Source organism: Janthinobacterium sp. BJB401, from assembly GCF_013372745.1.
GTDB lineage: Bacteria > Pseudomonadota > Gammaproteobacteria > Burkholderiales > Burkholderiaceae_D > Janthinobacterium > Janthinobacterium rivuli.
The window spans coordinates 50,433-71,170 of sequence record NZ_JABXFH010000025.1 but is presented as its reverse complement, the minus strand read 5'-3'; the positions used below and the strand labels follow the sequence as shown (position 1 = coordinate 71,170).

The window sequence follows — 20,738 nt, the reverse complement described above, 5'->3', positions numbered from 1 at the left end:
AGCAAGAACAGCTATTGCCGGCGTATCTCGGCAATGGCTGCCTCCAGCACCTCGTCGCGCCCGGCCCGTATGCCGGCAAGCGTGGGCCTTACCTCGATATCGGGAATGATGCCCACGCGCTGCGTGGGGCGCCGGTCCGGATAAAACACGCCGATGCCGCTGATCAGGGTGCTCAAGCCGCCGGGCAGCGAAAACGTCGAGATATTGCCATCCGCGCCAGCCGTGGTGCTGCCGACCACCTTCGCGCGCGGCGCCACGCGCAAGGCCATGGCCGTGTATTCGGCCTGGCTCTGGCTCACTTCATCGACCAGCAGCATGACCTTGCCCGCATAGCGCGGCGCTTGCGGGTACAAAGCCACAGGCTGGGTCCAGTGGAAGGCGCCGGGGTTGCCAAGGTCGCCTTTGGTAAAGCGGGCAAACGCCGTGGGCCGCTCGACCAGGTAAGCGCCCAGGGCAAAGACGACAAACTCGCGCGGGTAGTTGCGTATATCGATAATCAGGCCGCGGCTGCCTGCCGCCGCTGCCATATGCGCCGCCACGTCGGCCCGCTTGAGGCTCGACAGCTTGAGGTAGGCGATATCGTCACCCAGGCGCTGGAACGTTTCCCCTTCCCTGTCATGCGTGTCCTGGCCCACTTGCCGCCCGGCTGGCAAGCGCTGCGCCGTCAATTCCACAGCCTCCTGGCCGCGGCGCACCTGCAGCCGGATTGCACCGCAGGCGCCAGCCGTCAGCCTGCCCGCCATGTCGCGCAAGCGCGCCGCCTCATTCGATGCCGCATAGTGGGGCCGCCAGGTGGCGACCAGTTGCGCCACCGGCACGCCATCGACGCTGTCAATGACATCGCCGACCTGCAAGCGCGTCGCCGCCCCGGCTTCCCGGTAACCCACCACCACCGCGCTGCTGTCGATGAAGCGAATCTTGACTGGCAGCCGGCATTGCCCCACGGGCGGACGCACGTGCATCGAACTCCACAGATTAGTATGGGTATCGTGCAGGCGCGCGATCACCGCCATCATTTCCAGCTGATAGCTGGCGCGGTCCCTGGCCAGCGCAATGCGCGGCAGCGACTGGCGCAAAACGTCATCCCAGTTTCCCCCTGTCAGATCGCGGTAGGGCGCCCAGTATTCGATGATATTCCAGAAGCGAAACAAGGCCAGCAACTGAAAGCCGGCATCGGGCAGCGCCAGGTCCGGATAGGCTGGTTCATGTTCAAAAACGGGATTGCCCACCTGCTCCTGCATGCGCAGATAAAACTGACTGGCCGACGCCGGCCGGTGCAGATAAATGTGCCGCAGATCGGCGCGCAAGCCCGCGCCCAGCAAGTTCGCATCATCCATCCATTGTAGTGCTGGACGCAGATGCAGCTCACCCTGTGCCGGGACGGCGCAAGGGTCGCAGCCGGCAAGCGGCCCCAGACCGGCGATCCAGTCCCGCAGCACGGCATCGCCCGCCGCCCTGTCGGGCACGGCCAGCATTTTCGGCATGACACGCAGGAGTTCATAGTCCCACTGCCGCCCGCCTGCGGTGATCAAGGGGTGATGGTATTTCAGGAAGCCCCATACCTTGCCGAGCACGGCGAGGTTATCGACTTGTGCCGGCGTCACGGCGTCGAGTGCGATGCGCGAGCCGGCATCGAAGGCGTGATCCGTTTCAAACGCGGTGTGGCGGCCATCCTGCGAAAAAGCCGGTGGCGCCGCAGCGACGAACAGAAAGGCAATGGCTGGCATGCACCAGCGCGCCAGTCTCAGACAGGGTATCCATTTCATCCAGCTTCCTTGACAGGGGTTACGACAGCCATTCAGCTCAGGCGCGCTTGCGCATCCGCGACCAGGGTGGCCAGCTCGCGCGGCACCGCTTGCGCCAGGAAATCGAGCGCCAGTTGTTCCGGATCGATGGCCGCGTCCAGCGGCAAGCCATGCTCGAAGCCGCCCACCATGATACGGCAAAAATGCGGCGATTCCGCCCGCGTTTCCACATACCAGCAGCCCGCATGGCCCTGCACGAAGTATTCGCCGATAAAGTAGCCCAGCATGGTTTTCACCCACTGCCAGCTCTCGTCGCGGATGACGATGGTGCGCATGGCAGCATCGATGTACGGCAGGTATTCGGCCGCATTGGTCAGCACTTCGTGCGCCGGTTGAATGCCCAGGCGCTCGACGAAATTCACCAGCGAGGCGCCCAGCGCGTCATAGTAGGCATCGAAATCCGCCTGGCTTTGTTGCAGTAATTTTTCTTGTTCGTTCGACAGCATGCACACTCCACAGACTTTCAACAATCCCCTATTTTACGCCACGCCCACATCGACTCCGGCCCGCTGCAGCAAGGCCTGGTTGCGGGCGGACAGATGCGTCACCTGCAGGTGCTTGCCGGCCTTGTCATAGCGTTCATACAGGGATTCGATGGCGGCGATGGCCGAGTGGTCGGCCATGTGCAGGTGCCGGCAATCGAGGATGACGCGGGCCGGGTCGGCCGCTGTCTGGAACAGTTCCAGGAAGTGCGTGGTGGAAGCAAAAAACAAGGTGCCGTGCGGCAGGTACACGCGCAGGCCCGCGCTGGCGTCATCGATATCGGCACGCATGTCGCGTGCATGCTGCCAGGCAAAATTCAGGGCTGCGATGACGATGCCGCACAGCACAGCCATCGCAAGGTCCGTGAACACCGTGATCACCGTCACGGCAACGATCACCAGCGCATCGTGCAAGGGCACCTTGCCCAGCACGCGCAAGGAACCCCAGGCAAACGTCTGCTGCGCCACGACGAACATCACGCCGACCAGAGCGGCCAGCGGGATGCGTTCGATCAGCGGCGACAGAAACAGGATGAACAATAAAATCATCACGCCGGCCGTCACGCCCGACAGGCGCGAACGGCCGCCCGAGCTCAAATTGATCATCGTCTGCCCGATCATGGCGCAGCCACCCATGCCGCCAAACAGGCCCGAAACGACGTTCGACGCGCCCAGGGCGATGCATTCGCGGTTCGGCTGGCCCCGTGTTTCAGTCATCTCATCTGTGAGATTAAAAGTGAGCAAAGTTTCCAGCAAGCCCACCATGGCCATCAGCGCCGCATACGGGAAGATGATGTGCAAGGTGGCCATGTCCAGCGGCACGGTGGGCCAATGCAGGGCCGGCAAGCCGCCGGCGATATGCGCGAGGTCGCCCAGGGTGCGCGTGGGCAGGTGCAGGAAATGACTGAGCACGCCCACTCCCAGGATGGCCACCAGCGCGGGCGGCACGGCTTTTGTCAGGCGCGGCAGCACGTACACGATGGCCATGGTGAGCAGCACCAGCCCAGCCATCACGAGCAAGGGCGTGCCTTGCAGCCAGGTTTCGCCTTGCGGCGTGGCTTGCCGAAAATGTTCCAGCTGGGCCATGGCGATGACGATGGCCAGGCCATTCACAAAGCCCAGCATCACCGGGTAGGGCACCATGCGGATCAATTTTCCAAGGCGCAAGATGCCGAACAGCGCCATGATGATGCCGCTCAGCACCACGGTCGCCAGCAGGTACTGCACGCCATGCTGGGCCACCAGCGCCACGATGACGACGGCCATGGAACCGGCGGCGCCCGAAATCATGCCGGGGCGCCCGCCAAAGATGGCCGTGAAGGCGCAAATGATGAAGGCGCCATACAGGCCCATCAGGGGATTCAATTGCGCCACCAGAGCGAAGGCGATGCATTCAGGCACCAGGGCAAACGAGGTGGTCAGGCCGGCCAAGACATTTTTTTGTATGTTCGAGAACCACTCATCCCGAAAAGTTGCGTTGATCATCAAGTCGTATCCAAAGTCGGAACAGGAAAATGCCGGCCTGATGGGCAATCATCAGGCGCAGCCATGCCAGCGGGCGTCACAGAAAAGCTGCGCTGAGGTCGAACGGAGCAGGAAAGTCGTCAGTGACTACATGGGTATGGCGGAAAGGGGAAGTTTCATAAGGCGCCAGGCGGCGCAGCTGAGCTTGCCGGCATTATACAAGATGCGCAGCCGGCAAAAGGTAAGCGTCGGCCCTGCACCGGTTTGCTGGCACATGTCCTGGTGGAGAAATTCGCCGACCACTTGCCGCTCTACCGCCAGAGCGCGATCCATGCACGCGAGGGCGTGGACCTGGAACCTCGGCAGCCATCCTGTACTCGCCCAAGCCATGGCCGGCTCTGACACGCTACTGCGATGATGGCGCTATCGACATCGACAACTCCCCCGCCGAGCGTGCCCTGCGTGGCGTTGCTATTGGCCGCCACAACTATTTGTTTGCGGACGCTGACCGTGCCGCCGCCATCTATTCGCTGACCGGTACGGCCAGTCGGCGTCCATCCCGCCAACGCCGGCTTCCTCCGCGATTTGCAGGCATTCGTCGCATGAGAGAAGACACGGGCATCCGTGCCGCTAGAATGGTGGGCGAGTTAAACACAAGGAATTTGATGAGATCTCCCCCATTTTTTCCATTCAACGCGCCTCCCGTATCGGAAGTCAAGCACGACCGCCACCTTGTGCGCCGCTACTTGCTGCAGTCGGCGCTGCGCTTAAACGCCGGTTCACTCTTGTTCCTGTCGCTGGCGATCGCGCTGCTGCCGCTCTGGCTAAACCACGCCCCGGCGGCGCCGGGCGAAATGGAGACCCGCAAGCTGACTCCGTACATTGTTAGCGGTGTTGTAGCGGCGGTGATGGTCTGGCTCGCGCTGATGTCGAATGGGATCGCACGCGGCTTTCTAGCGCGGCTGGGCGAAGAGGGCAAGGCGCTGAGCGTCGAGGCGATGGCGTCCTTGGTTACGCGTCACATCCATGCGCCGTTCAATCCCTACACCACCTTTGACCTGTGCACCGAGTCCCTGTCAGGGCTGGCGCTCGGCACGGCACTTGGCTACTCCGGTCCGCCTGCGTTTTTTCACGACCCTTTCAAGGGCCGGATCGTGCTGGGTCGCTGGCGCCCGTTGGCGCTGGGGCGCCATGTCGAGGTGAGAATATCGTCCGATTTGGGCCCCAGTTGCGACATTGAGCTGCGCTGCCGACCGGGCCTGGCCTGGTTCGCGATCCAGCAGGGTGAGTCGCTAAAGACTGCCGAGATGGTGTCTACCCAACTGCACCAGCACCTCGCGCGCCATGCAAGCGCGCTAAACGCGGCTCGGCGTGAGCGCGAGCTGGAACGCACCTCTCTGCAGGCACGCCTTTCAGCCTTGCAGGCCCAGGTAGAGCCGCACTTCCTGTTCAATACCCTGGCAAATCTCAAGTATCTGATCCGCACCGACCAGATGGCCGCGCAAGAGATGCTCGACCATCTGGTCGGCTACCTGCAAAACGCGATGCCCGATATGCGCTCGGTGTCCTCGACCCTGGGACGAGAAATGGATCTTGTTAGCGACTACCTGGCGGTGATGCGCATCCGCATGGGCACGCGCCTGCGCTACGCTGTCGAAGTGGCCGAGGAATTGCGCAGCCTGCCATTCCCGCCGGCGATGCTGATCTCGCTTGTGGAGAACGCCGTCAAACACGGTTTGGAGCGGGCCAGCCGACCGGGCCTGATTACCATCAGCGCAAGGCACGAAAGCGACAGCACGGACGGGCTGCTGAGCGTGTCTGTTGTCGACGACGGGGTCGGCTTGACCGAACAAGCCGGGCAAGGAACGGGATTGGCGAATATTACAGAGCGCTTGCTGCTGCTATATGGACGGAAGGCTAGCCTTTTTGTGGAGCCAGGCGACGGACAAGGCGTATGCGCAGTGTTGACGGTGCCTATTGTCGGGAGCCACGCCTGATGCCAAGCGCTCTGATCGTCGAGGACGAGCCTCTGCTAAGGGCGGAGCTGGTGGACCAGCTGCATGCCTTGTGGCCCGAACTGCAAATCGCCGGCCAGGTCGAAAACGGCATCGACGCGGTGGCAAGCATCGACATGCTGAAACCGGACATCGTATTCCTGGACATACAGATGCCCGGCCTGAACGGCATGGAGGTGGCGCGCCATATTCCCGAGTCGTGCCAGGTAGTGTTCGTTACAGCGTATGCGGACTATGCCTTGGCCGCTTTCGATGCCGGCGCGTCCGACTATCTGGTCAAGCCGGTGACGACCTCACGCCTGCTGCAGACGATCCGCCGTCTGAAGTCGCGCACGGCCGCTAGCCCGCCGCCGGCCGTGTGGGAACAGCTCTTTGAACAGGAGAGCGTACCGGTGTACCTCAAGTGGATCAAGGCCTCAAGCGGCAATTCGGTGCGGCTGGTGATGGTGAGCGAAGTGCTGTACTTCCAGTCGAACGAAAAATACACGCGGGTGGTGACGGACAACGGCGATTCGCTGATTCGCTTGCCTCTCAAGTCCCTGCTCGATCAACTGGACCCGCAGTTGTTCACGCAAATCCACCGCAGTGCCGTCGTCAATCTGCAGGCCATTGACCGGATTGAACGCATTGAATCCGGGGTGCGCAGCGGCCCTGGGCTGGAGGTCATCCTGAAAGGCCGGACCGAGCGCTTGACCGTTAGTGAGGGATTTGCCAAGCAGTTCCGCCAGATGTAGCAGGGATCTTAAAGCCGCCCTGCCGATTGGCCGCCTGCGTGACGACGGCGGATTTGTTGGTTCAGTTCGCAGTAAATCATTACAACATATTAAAAAAGGACAATAATGAAAAATAAATGGAGAGTCTCCCTGGCTTTGTTATTGCTGACCGTGACAGGGGCAATCGCAGCCACACCCCCGGTGGCGCCGACAGTGGAGGTCAATCCGGCAGTCCGGTTGGAGGTCATCGATACGCTGATTGCCAAGCTCAATGCCCACTACGTTTTTCCAGACAAAGCCAAACAAGTCGAGCTTGTCTTGCGCCAGCATCAGCGCGAGGGCAAGTACGATAGGGTCACGGATGGTCAACAACTCGCCAAACAGCTATTCGATGACATTGATGGCGTTATCCACGACAAGCATATGTTCATCGATGTCAGTGCCCACCCGGTGCCGCCCGATGATGCAATGCCGCCGCCGCCACAGACGCGGGCGGAATGGGAAAAACAAGTGCCGCCTGCCGTGCTTGAAAGGGTTCTTGCATCAAACCTTGGCGTGGAAAAGGTGGATCATCTTAGTCCCAATATCGGCTACCTGGAGATTTCCTCATTCGGGCCGGTTTTCCTCGTATCCGACAAGTTTGCCGCAGCGATGAATAAACTCGCTAACACCGATGGCCTCATCATCGATCTGCGCAACAACGGCGGTGGCGGGGAAGACTCAGTGGCGCTACTGATCAGTTATCTTGTTGACGGGCGCACCCGCCTCAACGACATCTGGGAACGTGCGACCGGTATCACCACGCAGTATTGGACGCAGGATAAGCTCGACGGCAAACGCTATGGGGGCAAGAAACCGGTCTTCATCTTGGCAGGCCCCGATACGAAGTCCGCCGCCGAATCATTCGCGTACCAAATGCAGGCGCTGAAACGCGCCAAGGTGATCGGGGAACGCACTTGGGGCGGCGCCAACGCTTCGCGCCCATATCGTCTCAGCGAGCATTTTGCTATCTTTATCCCAAGCAAGCGTCCGATCAACTCAATTACCCATACAAACTGGGAGGGCACGGGCGTCACTCCGGATGTAGCGGCAAAGGTGAACGATGCGCTCGCGGCGGCTAAAGTTTTGATGCAGCGACAAGTTCATGGGGACGCGCCACGTGCTACCAAGGATCACTAAAAACTATGGTCGATATGCCGGGGGGCGAAGTTCATATTTGTCACGTCGGGCTGGCCTTCGATGCGCACTTGGACTTGGCCCAGCTCAAGCATGATCGTCCGGCCCACATCGATGGTGGCGTTGCCCGGCGCCGGCGCAGTGCGCGCCAGCACCACCGGCAAGAGGCCATCATCGCGCCTCAACGCAGGCACGCCGAGGCGTCCTTGTGATAGAGGCTGCGCCAGCTGAATACCTGGTTGGCGTTGACGCCGTGTTCGCGCGCGATGCGAGCGACCGAGACGCCCGGTTCGAGCGACAACGCCGCCAAAGCGCGCTTGAACTCCAACGAGCGCTGCCGATAATGGCCGCGCGTATTCGCCGAAATGATCGATTGACAATTTTTGTCCATAATCATAATTTGTGGGCGTAAATATTATGCCAAAATTCGATCATGGATGACGGTGGTCAGGCCGTCCAGACGGCGCGGGGAAAACGCTGACAGCAAAAGTCAGGCAAATGCACGGACAAAAAAATAGCCCACTCGAAAGTGGGCTATTTTTTTCATCTGGAGGCGAGGACGGGAATCGAACCCGTCTAAACGGCTTTGCAGGCCGCTGCATAACCTCTTTGCTACCTCGCCAGAGGAACTGCTAGAGTGCGCCTTGCGGCCCACCTTGAAAACTGGAGCGGGAGAAGAGTCTCGAACTCTCGACCTCAACCTTGGCAAGGTTGCGCTCTACCAACTGAGCTACTCCCGCATTGGAGCTTGGTTACTACTTAATCACGCCTGCTACTTCAGCGGATAAAAAAAGGAAGCCAGCTTAGCTTCCCTTTAGAATTCTGGAGCGGGAGAAGAGTCTCGAACTCTCGACCTCAACCTTGGCAAGGTTGCGCTCTACCAACTGAGCTACTCCCGCATTGGAGCTTCTATTTTCTGCTACTGCCATCTTGCTGTACTGCTTCAGCTTTCGCTGGAGCGGGAGAAGAGTCTCGAACTCTCGACCTCAACCTTGGCAAGGTTGCGCTCTACCAACTGAGCTACTCCCGCATACGAACCGCTATTTTACTGCTTTTTGCTACCGTTTACCAGTGCTGCTTTACTGCTTATCCAGTATTCACTGGAGCGGGAGAAGAGTCTCGAACTCTCGACCTCAACCTTGGCAAGGTTGCGCTCTACCAACTGAGCTACTCCCGCAGTGGACAACATTGTATCAGAAGCTCTACTACATCGCCAGTACTACTTTTTACTGCATTCGCTGTTTTTACCTATGACACGATCCAGAAAACTGGAGCGGGAGAAGAGTCTCGAACTCTCGACCTCAACCTTGGCAAGGTTGCGCTCTACCAACTGAGCTACTCCCGCGTCATCAACAACAGGCCAGCATTATAGAGGGATTACAGGGGCTGTCAACGGGCAATATCTGGTCTTTTGCAAAATATTCCGCCGAAAATAGCCGCCTGCCTATTCTTAGTGCAAATTTCCCGCTTTTTCTTTAATGAGCGGCCATGCCAGGCGCAAGTAATAGAACATCGACCACACCGTCAGCACGCAGGCGATCCACAGCAGCTTCTCGCCCCACACGTGGGTATCGATCGCGCCAAAGATCACTTCGTGGTACAGCAGCAAGGGAATGGCCGTCATTTGCGCGGCCGTCTTGATCTTGCCGATCGAGCTGACGGCTACCGATTTCGATGCGCCGATCTGCGCCATCCATTCGCGCAGCGCGGAAATCGTGATTTCACGGCCGATGATGATGAAGGCCAGCACGGCATTGACGCGGTCCAGCTGCACCAGCACCAGCAAGGCGCCCGCCACCATCAGCTTGTCGGCCACGGGGTCGAGGAAGGCGCCGAAGGCCGAGGTCTGGTTCCAGCGCCGCGCGAGGAAACCATCGAACCAGTCGGTCACGGCCGCAACGATGAAAACCAGGGTGGCAACCAGGTTCTGGTCGCCATGCAGCAGCATCGACGGCGGCAAATAAAACACGCCGACGACGAGCGGTATCAGGGCGACGCGCAGCCACGTCAAAAGGATGGGAATATTAAAAGGCATAAGGGTGCAATCGGCCGACGGGTAAATTGAATATGAGAAAGCGTGAAGCAAGCGCCACCTAAGTAACCCCCAATAAATTATTGTGATTTCTGACTTCCATAACCGGCGCTCTGCGGCGTTGCCCGCTGCTAGCAGTGCTCGCACTGCGTCACAGTGGGCGCCTTGCATAGCATCCGGTTCTGTTCGTCATAAATTCACAATAATTTCCTGAGGATTACTTAGTCTACATGGCCCCGGGGTATTAGCCTAGTCCGGTTGCCGCAGCACCGGACCAGTCCATCTATTCATCAATGCAACTGCTTGTAGATTTCTTCCGCCAGTTGCGTGGAAATCCCCTCCACCGACATCAGGTCCTCGACGCTGGCGTCGACCACGCCGCGCAAGCCGCCAAAGCGCGACAGCAGTTTCTGGCGGCGCTTGGCGCCGATGCCCTCGATTTCTTCCAGGCGCGAGGTCTGGCGCGTCTTGGCCCGCTTGGCGCGCATGCCGGTAATCGCAAAGCGGTGCGCCTCGTCGCGAATCTGCGCGATCAGCATCAGGGCCGCCGATTCCTTGCCCAGTTCCTGCGCCGCGCGGCCATCGACGAACAGCAGGGTTTCCAGGCCCACCTTTCGCCCTTCCCCCTTGGCCACGCCGACGATCAGGCTCATATCGAGCCCCAGCTCGGCGAACACCTGGCGCGCCATTTCGATCTGCCCCTTGCCGCCGTCGATCAGCACCACGTCGGGCATCACGCCATCGCCATTCGCCACTTTCTCATAGCGGCGCATGAGGACCTGGCGCATGGCCGCGTAATCGTCGCCGGGCGTGATGTCATTGATGTTGTAGCGCCGATATTCGCCGTTCTGCATGGCGTGGTGGTGGAACACGACGCACGACGCCTGCGTCGCCTCGCCCTGCGTGTGGCTGATGTCGAAACATTCCACGCGCAGGCTGTCGAGGTCTTCCGTTTCGAGGCGCAGCGCTTCGGCCAGCGCGCGCGTGCGCGACTGCTGCGAGCCCTGCTCGGACAACAAGCGCGCCAGCGAAATCTCGGCGCCCTTCTGCGCCATTTCCAGCCACTGGCGGCGCTGCCCCTGCGGCTGGAAGATCAGGTTGATGCGGTGACCGCACTGCTCCATCAGCGCCACCATCAGGGCTGGCTGGTCGAATTCGATATTCAGGATCAGGGTGCCGGGGATGAATTTTTCCGTGTAGTGCTGGGCCAGGAAGGCGGCCAGCACTTCCACCTCGATGGCTTCCTCGGCAATCGCCGCCGCATCGCTGAGCTGGCTGGGGAAGTAGGCGCGGTCGCCCAGGTGGCGTCCGCCGCGCACCATGGCCAGGTTGACGCAGGCGCGCCCGCCCTGCACCAGCACGGCGAGGATGTCGACATCGGCGTCGCCCGTCGTTTCCATGCTTTGCTGGTGCAGCACGCGCGACAGCGAGGCGATCTGGTTGCGCACCACCACGGCCTGCTCGAATTTCAGCTCGGCGGCAAACGCATGCATCTTCTTTTCCAGGTCGGCCAGCACTTCGCTTTGCCGCCCACGCAGGAAGCGCGCCGCGTTTTCCACGTCGTTCTTGTAATCTTCCTTGCTGATCAAGTCCACGCACGGCGCGCTGCAGCGGCCGATCTGGTGCAGCAGGCAGGGCCGCGTGCGGTTCGCATAGACGCTGTCTTCGCAGGTGCGGATGAGGAATACCTTCTGCAGTATCTGCATCGATTCCTTGACGGCCCAGGAACTGGGGAACGGCCCGAAATACTGGTTTTTCTTGTCCACCGCGCCCCGGTAATACACCATGCGCGGCGCATCGCCGTTGGTGATTTTCAGATACGGATACGATTTATCATCGCGGAACAGGATGTTGTAGCGCGGTTGCAGCGCCTTGATCAGGTTGTTTTCCAGGATCAGTGCTTCCGCCTCGCTGTGCGTGACGGTGGTTTCCAGGCGCGCGATGCGCTCGACCATCATGGCGATGCGGGGGCTGGCCAGGTTTTTCTGGAAGTAGCTGGAGACGCGCTTTTTCAGGTCGCGCGCCTTGCCGACGTACAGCACCTTGTCGGCGGCGTCGAAATAGCGGTACACGCCGGGCAGGTTCGGCAGCTTGGCGACGGTGGCCAGCACCCGCGCGCGCGGGTCGGGCGGCGTCTCCGCCAAGGAAGATTCTGGGCTTGCTTCGGTCATTGCTGGCTCATTGCGCACTTATAGTTACCCTGCTTGCTCCACGATCACGAACGCGACCGCATATTCTTCTTCATCGCTGATGGTCACTTGCGCGCTCAGCCGGTGCTTTTCCATGAACTCGGCCAACACGCCGCTGCAGACGATCATCGGCTTGCCGCTGGGGTGGTTCAGCATCTGCGCGGCGGGCCAAGTCATCGGCATGCGCAAGCCCAGGCCGATGGCCTTGGAAAACGCCTCTTTTGCCGCGAAGCGCGTGGCGAGGAAGCGCACGCCGCGCACAGCATTCCTGGCGCTGCGGGCGCGGAATTTTTCCAGCTCCTGCGGCCCCAGTATTTTTTTGGCGAAACGCTCGCCATGAAGCGCCAACGCCGCCTCGATGCGGGGTATCTTGCAGATATCGGTGCCGATGCCGTAGATCATGCTGCCTCCTTGCTATCTGTTATCAGGCCCTGTGCCCGAGGCGCATGGCCACCATGATGGCCTTCATTTCACGCACGGCATTTTCCCAGCCGACAAACACGGCATGCGCGACGATGGCGTGGCCGATGTTCAATTCAGCAATATCGGGAATGGCGGCGATGGCCTGCACATTGGTGTAATGCAAGCCGTGGCCTGCATTCACTTTCAAGCCGCGGCCCACGCCGAACAGCACGCCGGCCTTGATGCGCTCCAGCTCCGCCAGCTGCTCGGCACCCTCGGTGTCCGCATAGCGGCCCGTGTGCAGCTCGATCACTGGCGCGCCGAGCTCGGCGGCGGCGGCGATCTGCTGCTCGTCCGCATCGATGAACAGGCTCACGCGGATGCCCTCGCCTTGCAATTGCTGCACGGCCGCCTGCACTTCCTTGAAATAGCGCACCACGTCCAGCCCCCCTTCGGTCGTCACTTCCGTGCGTTTTTCCGGCACCAGGCAGACGTCCGCCGGCTTGATGCGGCAGGCGAAATCGATCATCTCGGCCGTGACGGCCGCTTCCAGGTTCATGCGCGTGAGCAACTGCGGTGCGATGGCGATGACGTCCGCATCCTTGATGTGGCGGCGGTCTTCGCGCAGATGCAGGGTGATGGCGTCGGCGCCGGCCTGCTCGGCCAGCAGGGCCGCGCGGACCGGATCCGGATAGGCGGTGCCGCGCGCATTGCGCAAGGTGGCCACGTGGTCGATATTGACGCCCAGGTCGATGACGGGGCCGGAAGGCTGCAAAAAGCTCATAGTGATGGTATCCGTAAAGTGCTGTCGTGCGGCAAACCGCCGCTACAGCTGCATTAAATCGATCAGTATCTGGCGCGTATTCAAGGTGGCGCCGCCCAGTTGATGGGCCAGCAAAAAGCGCATCAGCAGCTTGCTTTGCGCCTGCGTGGCCACGTCAAGATAATCTTCGCGCTCCATGTCGAGCAGGGTCTTGCCCGTGATCTTCGGCCAGGCATCGCTGGCGCGCGCCGGGCGCGGTCCGCGTTCCGGGTCGACCACGTATACCTGCCCCGCATCGACGGCCTGGCGCGTGCCCGTGCAGCGCGTCAAGTCGGCCGCCACGCCCGTTTCCTTGAGCAAGGCGCGCTCGAACTTGCGCAGCACGATGGGCGGCGGCTCATTGTGCGCCAGTTGATTCAAGGTGGCAACGTAGTGGTCGAACAGGACAGGATGCGGATCGTCGCGCGCCAGCAATTTCACCAGCAACTCGTTCAGATAAAAGCCGCACAGCAAGGCGGTCTTTTCGAGCGGCAACATGCCCCCCACCCATTCCGCGCCCGTGAGGATGCGCAGCTCGGACTTGCCCGTCCAGCCCGCCTGCAGCGGCTGGAACGTCTGCAGCACGCCACGCAACTGCGAATGGGGCCGCTTGGCGCCCTTGGCGACGAGCGCGATGCGGCCGTATTCGCGCGTAAACACGTCGACGATGAGGCTGGTTTCTTTATGCGGATAGCTGTGCAGCACGAAGGCTGGCTGTCCCGTGATGCGGCCGTCGCGCGCGGGCGGACGGCTGCGCCGGGGCGCTGTGGAAGGTGCGGCCGGCGGCGCGATGGCCGCCGGCGTAGGGACCGGCGCAGATGCAGCAGAGGCGGCTGGCGCAGGATGGTGCAGCGCTGGCGTGGTGGTGCTCATGCGTGTGGCGTCGCCCCCGGGTTGCGGATTACTCGTAGCCGTAGGCGCGCAAGCCCGCCTCGTTGTCGGCCCAGCCCGACTTGACCTTGACCCAGATTTCCAGGTACACGGGGCCGCCGAACAGCTTTTCCATATCCAGGCGGGCCTGGGTGGAGACTTCCTTCAGGCGTGCGCCCTTGTTACCGATGATCATGGATTTATGGGTATCGCGCTCGACCAGGATGGCGGCAAACACGCGGCGCAGGTCGCCTTCCTGCTCGAATTTCTCGATCAGCACGGTGCTCGTGTACGGCAGTTCGTCGCCCACGAAGCGGAACAGTTTTTCGCGCACGATTTCCGAGGCGAGGAATTTCTCGCTGCGGTCCGTGATGTCGTCCGGGCCAAAGATCGGCTGGTTTTCCGGCAAGAAGCGCTTGATCTCGTTCTGCAAGCCTTCCAGTTGGAAATGCAGCTTGGCGGAAACAGGCACGATGGCGGCGAAGTCGCGCATGGCGGCAATCTTTTGCGCGAACGGCAGCAGCACGGCCTTGTCTTTCACGCGGTCGGATTTGTTGATGACGAGGATGCACGGCACTTCCTTCGGCAGCAGGTCCATCACTTGCTGGTCGGCCGGGCCGAACGTGCCCGCCTCGATCACGTACAAAATCACGTCCGATGAAATCAGGGTGTTCGTCACGGTCTTGTTCAGCGTCTTGTTCAGCGCGTTCGAGTGGCGCGTCTGGAAGCCAGGCGTGTCGACGTAGATGAATTGCGCGTCCGGCACCGTCTGGATGCCCGTGATGCGGTGGCGCGTCGTTTGCGCCTTGCGCGAAGTGATGCTGACCTTCGCGCCGATCAGCACGTTCATCAGGGTCGATTTGCCCACGTTGGGGCGGCCCACGATGGCGATATAGCCACAGCGGAAGTTGTCGGGCATTTTGGTTGCTGTCATGCTAGTGTCGATTCTGTTTAGTGTGAGCGGCGATCGCCGGGGCAGCCGGGGCTTGCGCGTCGTCGCTCTGGATGGTGGCAATGCCGGCCAGCTTGAGCTGGGCGGCGCGCGGTTTCGGCTTGCGGCTGGCGGCAGGCGACTTCAACAACGCCTGCTCGGCCACGTCCAGCGCCAGTTTGGCGGCGGCTTGCTCACCGGCGCGGCGGCTTCCGCCACGACCGTAGACCTGGATATTCAATTTTGGCACCAGGCATTCGATCTCGAATTCCTGGCTGTGGGCGGCGCCGTGGGTGGCCACCACATTGTACTGTGGCAGCGAAATTTTCTTGCTTTGCAAAAACTCCTGCAGCAGGGTCTTGGCATCCTTGCCCAGGGTTTGCGGGTCGACCGAGTCGAGAATGGGGATGTAGAAGGCGCGGATCACCGTGCTGGCGGCGTCAAACCCCGTGTCGAGGAAAATCGCGCCCAGCAAGGCTTCCAGGGTGTCGGCAAGGATCGATGGACGGCGGAAACCGCCCGATTTGAGCTCGCCTTCGCCCAGGCGCAAAAATTGCGACAGTTCCAGCTTTTGCGCGATTTCATACAGCGACTGCTGTTTCACCAGATTGGCGCGCAGGCGCGACAAATCGCCCTCGTCGATGGACTTGAAGCGTTCGTACAGGATGGACGCGACCACGCAGTTGAGGATGGAGTCGCCGAGAAATTCCAGCCGCTCGTTATGCAAACTGCTGTGGCTACGATGCGTCAAGGCTTGCTGCAACAGGCCAGCATCCTGGAACGTATAGCCTAAACGGGTTTGCAATAACTGAAGATTCATTGTTGTTTCTGTGTCATCTGAGTAATTCGGCTGGCCGCCGCGCGGGGAATCGGCGCGGCAGCCATGCGGGCGGCTTAGTGTATGCCGCCCACTCTTTTCGGATTGCTGAAGTTCATCCACACCAGGAAAGCCTTGCCGACGATGTTCTCGTTCGGCACGAAGCCCCAGTAGCGGCTGTCCGCACTATTGTCGCGGTTGTCGCCCATCATGAAGTAATTGCCTTGTGGCACTACACACGTAAAACCGTCTTCGTTGTAGTTGCACGCATCCTTGTGCGGGAAATCCTTCACTTCGCGCAAATTCAACGTAGGAGCAGGCTCGTCGTTAAGGATGCGGTGGCTCACGCCCGTCAGGTTTTCTTCCAATTGCTTGTGGTAGACCGTGCTTTCATCGTCCAGGTAGTCGTCCAGCGGCGTGTACGCCACTTCCTTGCCATTGACCGTCAAGCGCTTGTTTTCATAGGTAATTTTATCACCGGGCACACCGATCACGCGCTTGATATAGTCTTGCGACATATCTTTCGGGTACTTGAACACCATCACGTCGCCGCGCTGCGGATCGTTGACTTCAATGATGCGCTTGTTGACGATAGGCAGACGAATGCCATAAGTAAACTTGTTCACCAGGATCAGATCGCCCACCAGCAAGGTCGGCACCATCGAGCTCGACGGGATCTTGAACGGCTCGTACAGGAACGAACGCAGGCAGAACACGAGAGCGATGACGGGGAAGAAACTGCCCGAATACTCGACCCAGGTCGGCTGACGCAACAGGGCCGCCTCGATACTGGCGCGGCTGCCACCCGCATCGGACTTGATGCCCTCGGCGGCCAGCTTGGACTGGCGCGCATCGAATTCAGCCAGGGCGCGGTCGGCCGCCTTGCGGCGCTGCTTGGACAGATAAAACACATCCAGGCACCAGACCAGGCCCGTCAACACCATCAGCACGAACAGGATTAAAGCGAAATTTCCTAAAATCACTTGCAGGTTCATTGATTAACCATCCACTTGTAAAATTGCCAGGAATGCCTCTTGCGGGATCTCCACGGAACCCACTTGCTTCATGCGCTTCTTACCCGCCTTTTGTTTTTCCAGCAATTTTTTCTTGCGGCTGATGTCGCCGCCATAGCACTTGGCCAGCACGTTCTTGCGCAAGGCTTTCACGTTCTCACGCGAAATGATGTTGGCGCCGATGGTCGCCTGAATGGCCACGTCGAACATCTGGCGCGGGATCAGTTCGCGCATCTTGGCGGCCACCTGGCGGCCACGGTACTGGCTGTTCGAACGGTGGACGATGATGGCCAGCGCATCGACTTTTTCGCTGTTGATCAGCATGTCGACCTTGACCACGTCGGCCGCGCGGTATTCCTTGAACTCGTAATCCATCGAGGCATAGCCGCGTGACGTCGATTTCAGGCGGTCGAAGAAGTCCAGTACGATCTCGGCCATCGGCATTTCATACACGAGCTTGACCTGACGGCCGTGGTAGCTCATGTCCATCTGGATGCCGCGCTTGCCGATACACAAGGTAATCACGGAGCCGACGTATTCCTGCGGCATGTACAGATTGACCGTGACGATAGGCTCGCGCACTTCCTCGATGCGCGACGGATCGGGCATCTTCGATGGATTGTCGACGTTGATCATGGTGCCGTCGCGCTGGATCACTTCGTACACCACGGTCGGCGCCGTGGTGATCAGGTCCATGTCGAATTCGCGCTCGAGGCGTTCCTGCACGATTTCCATGTGCAGCAAACCGAGGAAACCGCAGCGGAAGCCGAAGCCCAGCGCCTGCGACACTTCCGGCTCGTACATCAGGGCCGCGTCGTTCAGTTTCAGCTTTTCCAGCGAGTCGCGCAGCGCGTCGTACTGGTTCGCTTCCACAGGGAACAGGCCGGCGAACACTTGCGGCTGCACTTCCTTGAAGCCAGGCAATGGCGCGGCGGCAGGACGGCTGGCCAGGGTGACGGTGTCGCCCACTTTCGCCGCTTTCAATTCCTTGATGCCGGCGATGATGAAACCCACCTGGCCTGCCGACAACTGCGGCAAGGATTGCGAACGGGGCGAAAACACGCCGATGTCTTCCACCAGCTGCACCGAATCGGTGGCCATCAGGCGGATCTTGTCTTTCGGTTTCAGGGTGCCGTTGACGACGCGCACCAGCATGACCACGCCCACATAGGCGTCATACCAGGAGTCGACGATCAGCGCCTGCAGCGGCGCGTCCGGATCGCCCTTCGGTGGCGGTACCTTGACGATCAGTTGTTCGAGCACGTCCAGCACGCCGAAGCCCGTCTTGGCCGAGCAATGCACGGCGTCGGCCGCGTCGATGCCGATCACGTCTTCGATCTCGGCAATGGCGTTCGGCGGGTCCGCGTTCGGCAAGTCGATCTTGTTCAGGACGGGCACCACTTCCACGCCCAGATCCAGCGCCGTGTAGCAGTTGGCCACCGTTTGCGCTTCCACGCCTTGCGACGCGTCAACCACCAGCAGCGCGCCTTCGCACGCCGACAGCGAGCGCGACACTTCATAGCTGAAGTCGACGTGGCCCGGCGTATCGATCAGGTTCAGGTTGTAGATCTGGCCATCGCGCGCCTTGTAGTGCAAGGCCGCCGTTTGCGCCTTGATGGTAATGCCGCGCTCGCGCTCCAGATCCATCGAATCGAGCACCTGCGCCTCCATCTCGCGGTCGGACAAGCCGCCGCACAATTGAATGATGCGGTCAGCCAGGGTCGATTTACCGTGGTCAATATGGGCGATGATGGAGAAGTTGCGTATGTTGTTCATTAACTAATATAAGTGCGAAGTTGACGACACTGCTTTAACAGGAATCATGGGGATCATGCTCGGGCCAAACAGGGCCAAAACCGGGCGCCCCACTCATGATGAAAAAAAGCGCTCCGGGCAGGACATCTGCATGCCCAGGCGAGCGCTTTTGAAGCGACAGAAGCTGCTGCCTCGGACAGTAGCTTTTTCGACCTCCCCATTTTACCGGATTTCAGAGTAGAAAGCCCGTCTTATGAGGCCGGCACGGGGGCAAGCCGACATTTTCGGCGGTTTTCGGCACCAGAATGGTGCAATGCAGTGTCAATATTGACATTTAAGCTATGCCAGGCGGCGCCGCACGGCCGCTTCGTCGAGGAAATAATGGCATAGCTCGGGCTGCGCCAGATCGCCAAACAGCACCGGCACCAGCTCATCGAAACGGGCCAGCAGCGAGGCGTCGGGCGACGCATCGATGTCGATCACGTCCACCGTGAACGGTTTTCCGGGCGGCTGCAGCAGGAGCAAGGCGTCGAGCATGTCCTGGCAAAGGTGGCAATAACTGCGGGAATAGAGGGTGAAGTGCATGGCGGGCAGGATACCGCATTCCAGCTGCAGCCGGAATGCGGGATGATCACATAGTTACTTCGCCGACGGACGCAGCGAAACGAATTGCGCCACGTCGCCACGGCGCACCAGCACGGCCGACGTCTTCTTCGGATCGAGCTTGGCGACCAGGGCGTTGAACTGCTTGGCGTCTTTCACGGCGACATTATTCAACTGCAAAATCACGTCGCCAGGCTGCAGGCCGGCCTGGGCCGCCACGCCATCGGCATCGTCGACCAGCACGCCCGCGTCGATCTTCAATTCCCGCTTCTTGGCGGCCGGCACGTCGCTGACCTTCAGCCCCAGCGCATTGACGGCTTGCGCTTCCGGCTCCTTGGCGCCCTTCTTCGCCGTTTTCTCGCTTTCGAGCTCGACGACGGTGACGGGAACATCCTGCTGCGCACCCTTGCGCCAGACGGTGATCGTGGATTTGCCGTTGACGGCGGCGCCGCCAACCAGGCGCGGCAGGTCGGATGAACGCTCGATCTGGGCGCCGTTGAATTTCAGGATGATGTCGCCCGGCTTGATGCCCGCCTTGTCGGCCGGGCCGCCCGGTTCCACCATCGATACTTGCGCGCCCTTGGCGTTCGGCAAGCCCAGCGATTCCGCCACGTCCTTGCTCACTTCGCCGATTTGTACGCCGATGCGTCCGCGCACGACCTTGCCCGTCTTTTTCAGCTGCTCGCCCACGCGCATGGCTTCATCGATGGGCACGGCAAACGAAATGCCATTGTAGGCGCCGGACAAGGTGGCGATCTGCGAATTGATGCCGATCACTTCGCCGCGCATATTGATCAAGGGACCACCGGAGTTGCCCGGGTTGACGGCCACGTCGCTCTGGATCAGAGGCAAGTAGTCGCCCGTGTCGCGCGACTTGGCGGAAATGATGCCGGCCGTCACCGTGTTTTCCAGGTTGAACGGCGAGCCGATGGCGATGACCCATTCGCCCACGCGGATCTTGTCCGAGTCGCCAATGGTCAGGCGCGGCAGGTTGCCGCCTTCGATTTTCAGCAGGGCCACGTCGGTGCGCGCATCGGCGCCGATCACCTTGGCCTTGAATTCGCGCTTGTCCGTCAGGGTCACATACACCTCGTCGGCGCCGTCGACCACGTGGGCATTGCTCAGCACGTAACCATCGGCCGAAATGATGAAGCCGGAACCGACGCCGCGCTGCACTTCCTGCTCCTGCGGCACGGCGCGGCGGCCGCCGCGTGGCGCCTGCTGGCGCGGCGTCGGCATGGCGCCGCCAAAGAAGCGGCGCAGGAATTCCTGCATTTCCTGCTCATCCTGGCCGCCCGCGCCAGCCCCGGCGGCGCCCATCTTCAGGCGCTCGGTGGTGCGGATATTCACCACGGCCGGGCCGACGGCGTCGACCAGGTCCGAGAAATCAGGCAGTTTTATGGCGGGCACGGCGGCCTGCGCCTGTGGCGCCAGGCCCAGCATGGTGGGAGCAAGGAAGACGCCAGCCGTACCGAACAATAAAGCGGAAAGCGTCTTCACTGAAAACGACTTGCTGGCGGCACACATGGTTTTTTTCATGGAAAGGATCTTTTCGAATAGATAAACGGATCAAAACGCAAATCAGGCAATTGCCTGCGCGCATGATTGGCCATCATGACGGCAATCCAGGGGCAAACCCACCTGACAACGCACATGGCAGCAACAATAT

General features: G+C 60.7%; 19 protein-coding genes, 6 tRNA genes and 1 pseudogene. 4 read left to right on the top strand and 22 right to left on the bottom strand.

Going from position 1 to position 20,738, the window contains the following annotated elements; genetic code table 11:
• Positions 1 to 11 precede the first annotated feature (11 nt).
• The 3 genes from HWE17_RS17095 to HWE17_RS17085 all read right to left on the bottom strand — a co-directional run bounded on the left by HWE17_RS17095 (position 12) and on the right by HWE17_RS17085 (position 3,772).
• Positions 12 to 1,727 carry a S41 family peptidase gene (locus HWE17_RS17095; protein WP_176389548.1) on the bottom strand — a complete coding sequence of 572 codons (1,716 nt, stop codon included), beginning with the start codon at positions 1,725 to 1,727 and terminating at the stop codon, positions 12 to 14.
• Between the two features lie 71 nt (positions 1,728 to 1,798).
• Positions 1,799 to 2,251, bottom strand: a complete 453-nt coding sequence (locus HWE17_RS17090) for a hypothetical protein (protein ID WP_099400498.1) — start codon at positions 2,249 to 2,251, stop codon at positions 1,799 to 1,801.
• 33 nt (positions 2,252 to 2,284) lie between these two features.
• Positions 2,285 to 3,772 (bottom strand): SulP family inorganic anion transporter, encoded by a 1,488-nt coding sequence (locus tag HWE17_RS17085; RefSeq protein WP_176389547.1) that lies wholly within the window; start codon positions 3,770 to 3,772, stop codon positions 2,285 to 2,287.
• 282 nt (positions 3,773 to 4,054) lie between these two features.
• On the opposite strand from HWE17_RS17085, the pseudogene HWE17_RS28690 reads away from it, so the two are divergent.
• From HWE17_RS28690 to HWE17_RS17060, 4 genes and pseudogenes are all read left to right on the top strand, one after another.
• Positions 4,055 to 4,296, top strand: a pseudogene (locus HWE17_RS28690) (transposase); the annotation flags it as partial.
• 120 nt (positions 4,297 to 4,416) lie between these two features.
• A complete protein-coding gene (locus tag HWE17_RS17070) occupies positions 4,417 to 5,748 on the top strand; it encodes a sensor histidine kinase (protein ID WP_176389546.1) in 1,332 nt (443 codons plus the stop codon).
• Complete coding sequence (locus HWE17_RS17065) at positions 5,748 to 6,500, top strand: LytTR family DNA-binding domain-containing protein (protein ID WP_035820222.1); 753 nt, start codon at positions 5,748 to 5,750, stop codon at positions 6,498 to 6,500. The genes HWE17_RS17070 and HWE17_RS17065 overlap by 1 nt, the downstream gene beginning before the upstream one ends.
• 105 nt (positions 6,501 to 6,605) lie before the next feature.
• Positions 6,606 to 7,658: a S41 family peptidase gene (locus HWE17_RS17060; protein ID WP_176389545.1), complete on the top strand. Its 1,053-nt coding sequence runs from the start codon at positions 6,606 to 6,608 to the stop codon at positions 7,656 to 7,658.
• Here HWE17_RS17060 and HWE17_RS17055 read toward each other — a convergent pair.
• The 19 genes from HWE17_RS17055 to HWE17_RS16965 all read right to left on the bottom strand — a co-directional run bounded on the left by HWE17_RS17055 (position 7,655) and on the right by HWE17_RS16965 (position 20,608).
• A complete protein-coding gene (locus tag HWE17_RS17055; RefSeq protein ID WP_176389544.1) occupies positions 7,655 to 7,849 on the bottom strand; it encodes a hypothetical protein in 195 nt (64 codons plus the stop codon). The two genes, HWE17_RS17060 and HWE17_RS17055, sit on opposite strands and share 4 nt — an antisense overlap.
• On the bottom strand, positions 7,837 to 8,052 hold the full coding sequence (locus tag HWE17_RS17050; protein ID WP_255206282.1) for a transposase: 216 nt from the start codon (positions 8,050 to 8,052) through the stop codon (positions 7,837 to 7,839). The genes HWE17_RS17055 and HWE17_RS17050 overlap by 13 nt, the downstream gene beginning before the upstream one ends.
• A 151-nt stretch (positions 8,053 to 8,203) precedes the next feature.
• A tRNA-Cys gene (locus tag HWE17_RS17045) sits at positions 8,204 to 8,277 on the bottom strand.
• A gap of 42 nt (positions 8,278 to 8,319) precedes the next feature.
• A tRNA-Gly gene (locus HWE17_RS17040) sits at positions 8,320 to 8,395 on the bottom strand.
• A gap of 83 nt (positions 8,396 to 8,478) precedes the next feature.
• Positions 8,479 to 8,554: transfer RNA gene (locus HWE17_RS17035), tRNA-Gly, on the bottom strand.
• A 55-nt stretch (positions 8,555 to 8,609) separates the two neighbouring features.
• Positions 8,610 to 8,685 (bottom strand) — tRNA-Gly (locus tag HWE17_RS17030).
• Between the two features lie 71 nt (positions 8,686 to 8,756).
• Positions 8,757 to 8,832: transfer RNA gene (locus HWE17_RS17025), tRNA-Gly, on the bottom strand.
• A gap of 92 nt (positions 8,833 to 8,924) precedes the next feature.
• A tRNA-Gly gene (locus tag HWE17_RS17020) sits at positions 8,925 to 9,000 on the bottom strand.
• Positions 9,001 to 9,105: 105 nt separating this feature from the next.
• Positions 9,106 to 9,690, bottom strand: coding sequence for a CDP-diacylglycerol--glycerol-3-phosphate 3-phosphatidyltransferase (gene pgsA, locus HWE17_RS17015; RefSeq protein ID WP_034749601.1), 585 nt, complete (start codon positions 9,688 to 9,690; stop codon positions 9,106 to 9,108).
• Between the two features lie 287 nt (positions 9,691 to 9,977).
• Positions 9,978 to 11,858, bottom strand: coding sequence for an excinuclease ABC subunit UvrC (gene uvrC, locus HWE17_RS17010; protein ID WP_176389543.1), 1,881 nt, complete (start codon positions 11,856 to 11,858; stop codon positions 9,978 to 9,980).
• A gap of 24 nt (positions 11,859 to 11,882) precedes the next feature.
• Positions 11,883 to 12,278 (bottom strand): holo-ACP synthase, encoded by a 396-nt coding sequence (gene acpS, locus HWE17_RS17005; protein ID WP_176389542.1) that lies wholly within the window; start codon positions 12,276 to 12,278, stop codon positions 11,883 to 11,885.
• Positions 12,279 to 12,300: 22 nt separating this feature from the next.
• Positions 12,301 to 13,062 (bottom strand): pyridoxine 5'-phosphate synthase, encoded by a 762-nt coding sequence (gene pdxJ / locus HWE17_RS17000; protein WP_176389541.1) that lies wholly within the window; start codon positions 13,060 to 13,062, stop codon positions 12,301 to 12,303.
• A gap of 42 nt (positions 13,063 to 13,104) precedes the next feature.
• Positions 13,105 to 13,953 (bottom strand): DNA repair protein RecO, encoded by an 849-nt coding sequence (gene recO / locus HWE17_RS16995; protein WP_035820226.1) that lies wholly within the window; start codon positions 13,951 to 13,953, stop codon positions 13,105 to 13,107.
• Positions 13,954 to 13,981: 28 nt separating this feature from the next.
• Positions 13,982 to 14,884 carry a GTPase Era gene (era, locus tag HWE17_RS16990; protein ID WP_034749612.1) on the bottom strand — a complete coding sequence of 301 codons (903 nt, stop codon included), beginning with the start codon at positions 14,882 to 14,884 and terminating at the stop codon, positions 13,982 to 13,984.
• A gap of 1 nt (position 14,885) precedes the next feature.
• Positions 14,886 to 15,701, bottom strand: coding sequence for a ribonuclease III (gene rnc, locus HWE17_RS16985; protein WP_034749615.1), 816 nt, complete (start codon positions 15,699 to 15,701; stop codon positions 14,886 to 14,888).
• A 74-nt stretch (positions 15,702 to 15,775) separates the two neighbouring features.
• Positions 15,776 to 16,693, bottom strand: coding sequence for a signal peptidase I (gene lepB, locus HWE17_RS16980; RefSeq protein WP_034749618.1), 918 nt, complete (start codon positions 16,691 to 16,693; stop codon positions 15,776 to 15,778).
• A 3-nt stretch (positions 16,694 to 16,696) separates the two neighbouring features.
• Positions 16,697 to 18,487, bottom strand: a complete 1,791-nt coding sequence (gene lepA / locus HWE17_RS16975) for a translation elongation factor 4 (RefSeq protein ID WP_099400486.1) — start codon at positions 18,485 to 18,487, stop codon at positions 16,697 to 16,699.
• A gap of 318 nt (positions 18,488 to 18,805) precedes the next feature.
• Positions 18,806 to 19,051 (bottom strand): glutaredoxin family protein, encoded by a 246-nt coding sequence (locus HWE17_RS16970; RefSeq protein WP_035820236.1) that lies wholly within the window; start codon positions 19,049 to 19,051, stop codon positions 18,806 to 18,808.
• 54 nt (positions 19,052 to 19,105) lie between these two features.
• Positions 19,106 to 20,608 carry a DegQ family serine endoprotease gene (locus HWE17_RS16965; protein ID WP_176389540.1) on the bottom strand — a complete coding sequence of 501 codons (1,503 nt, stop codon included), beginning with the start codon at positions 20,606 to 20,608 and terminating at the stop codon, positions 19,106 to 19,108.
• Between the last annotated feature and the right edge of the window lie 130 nt (positions 20,609 to 20,738).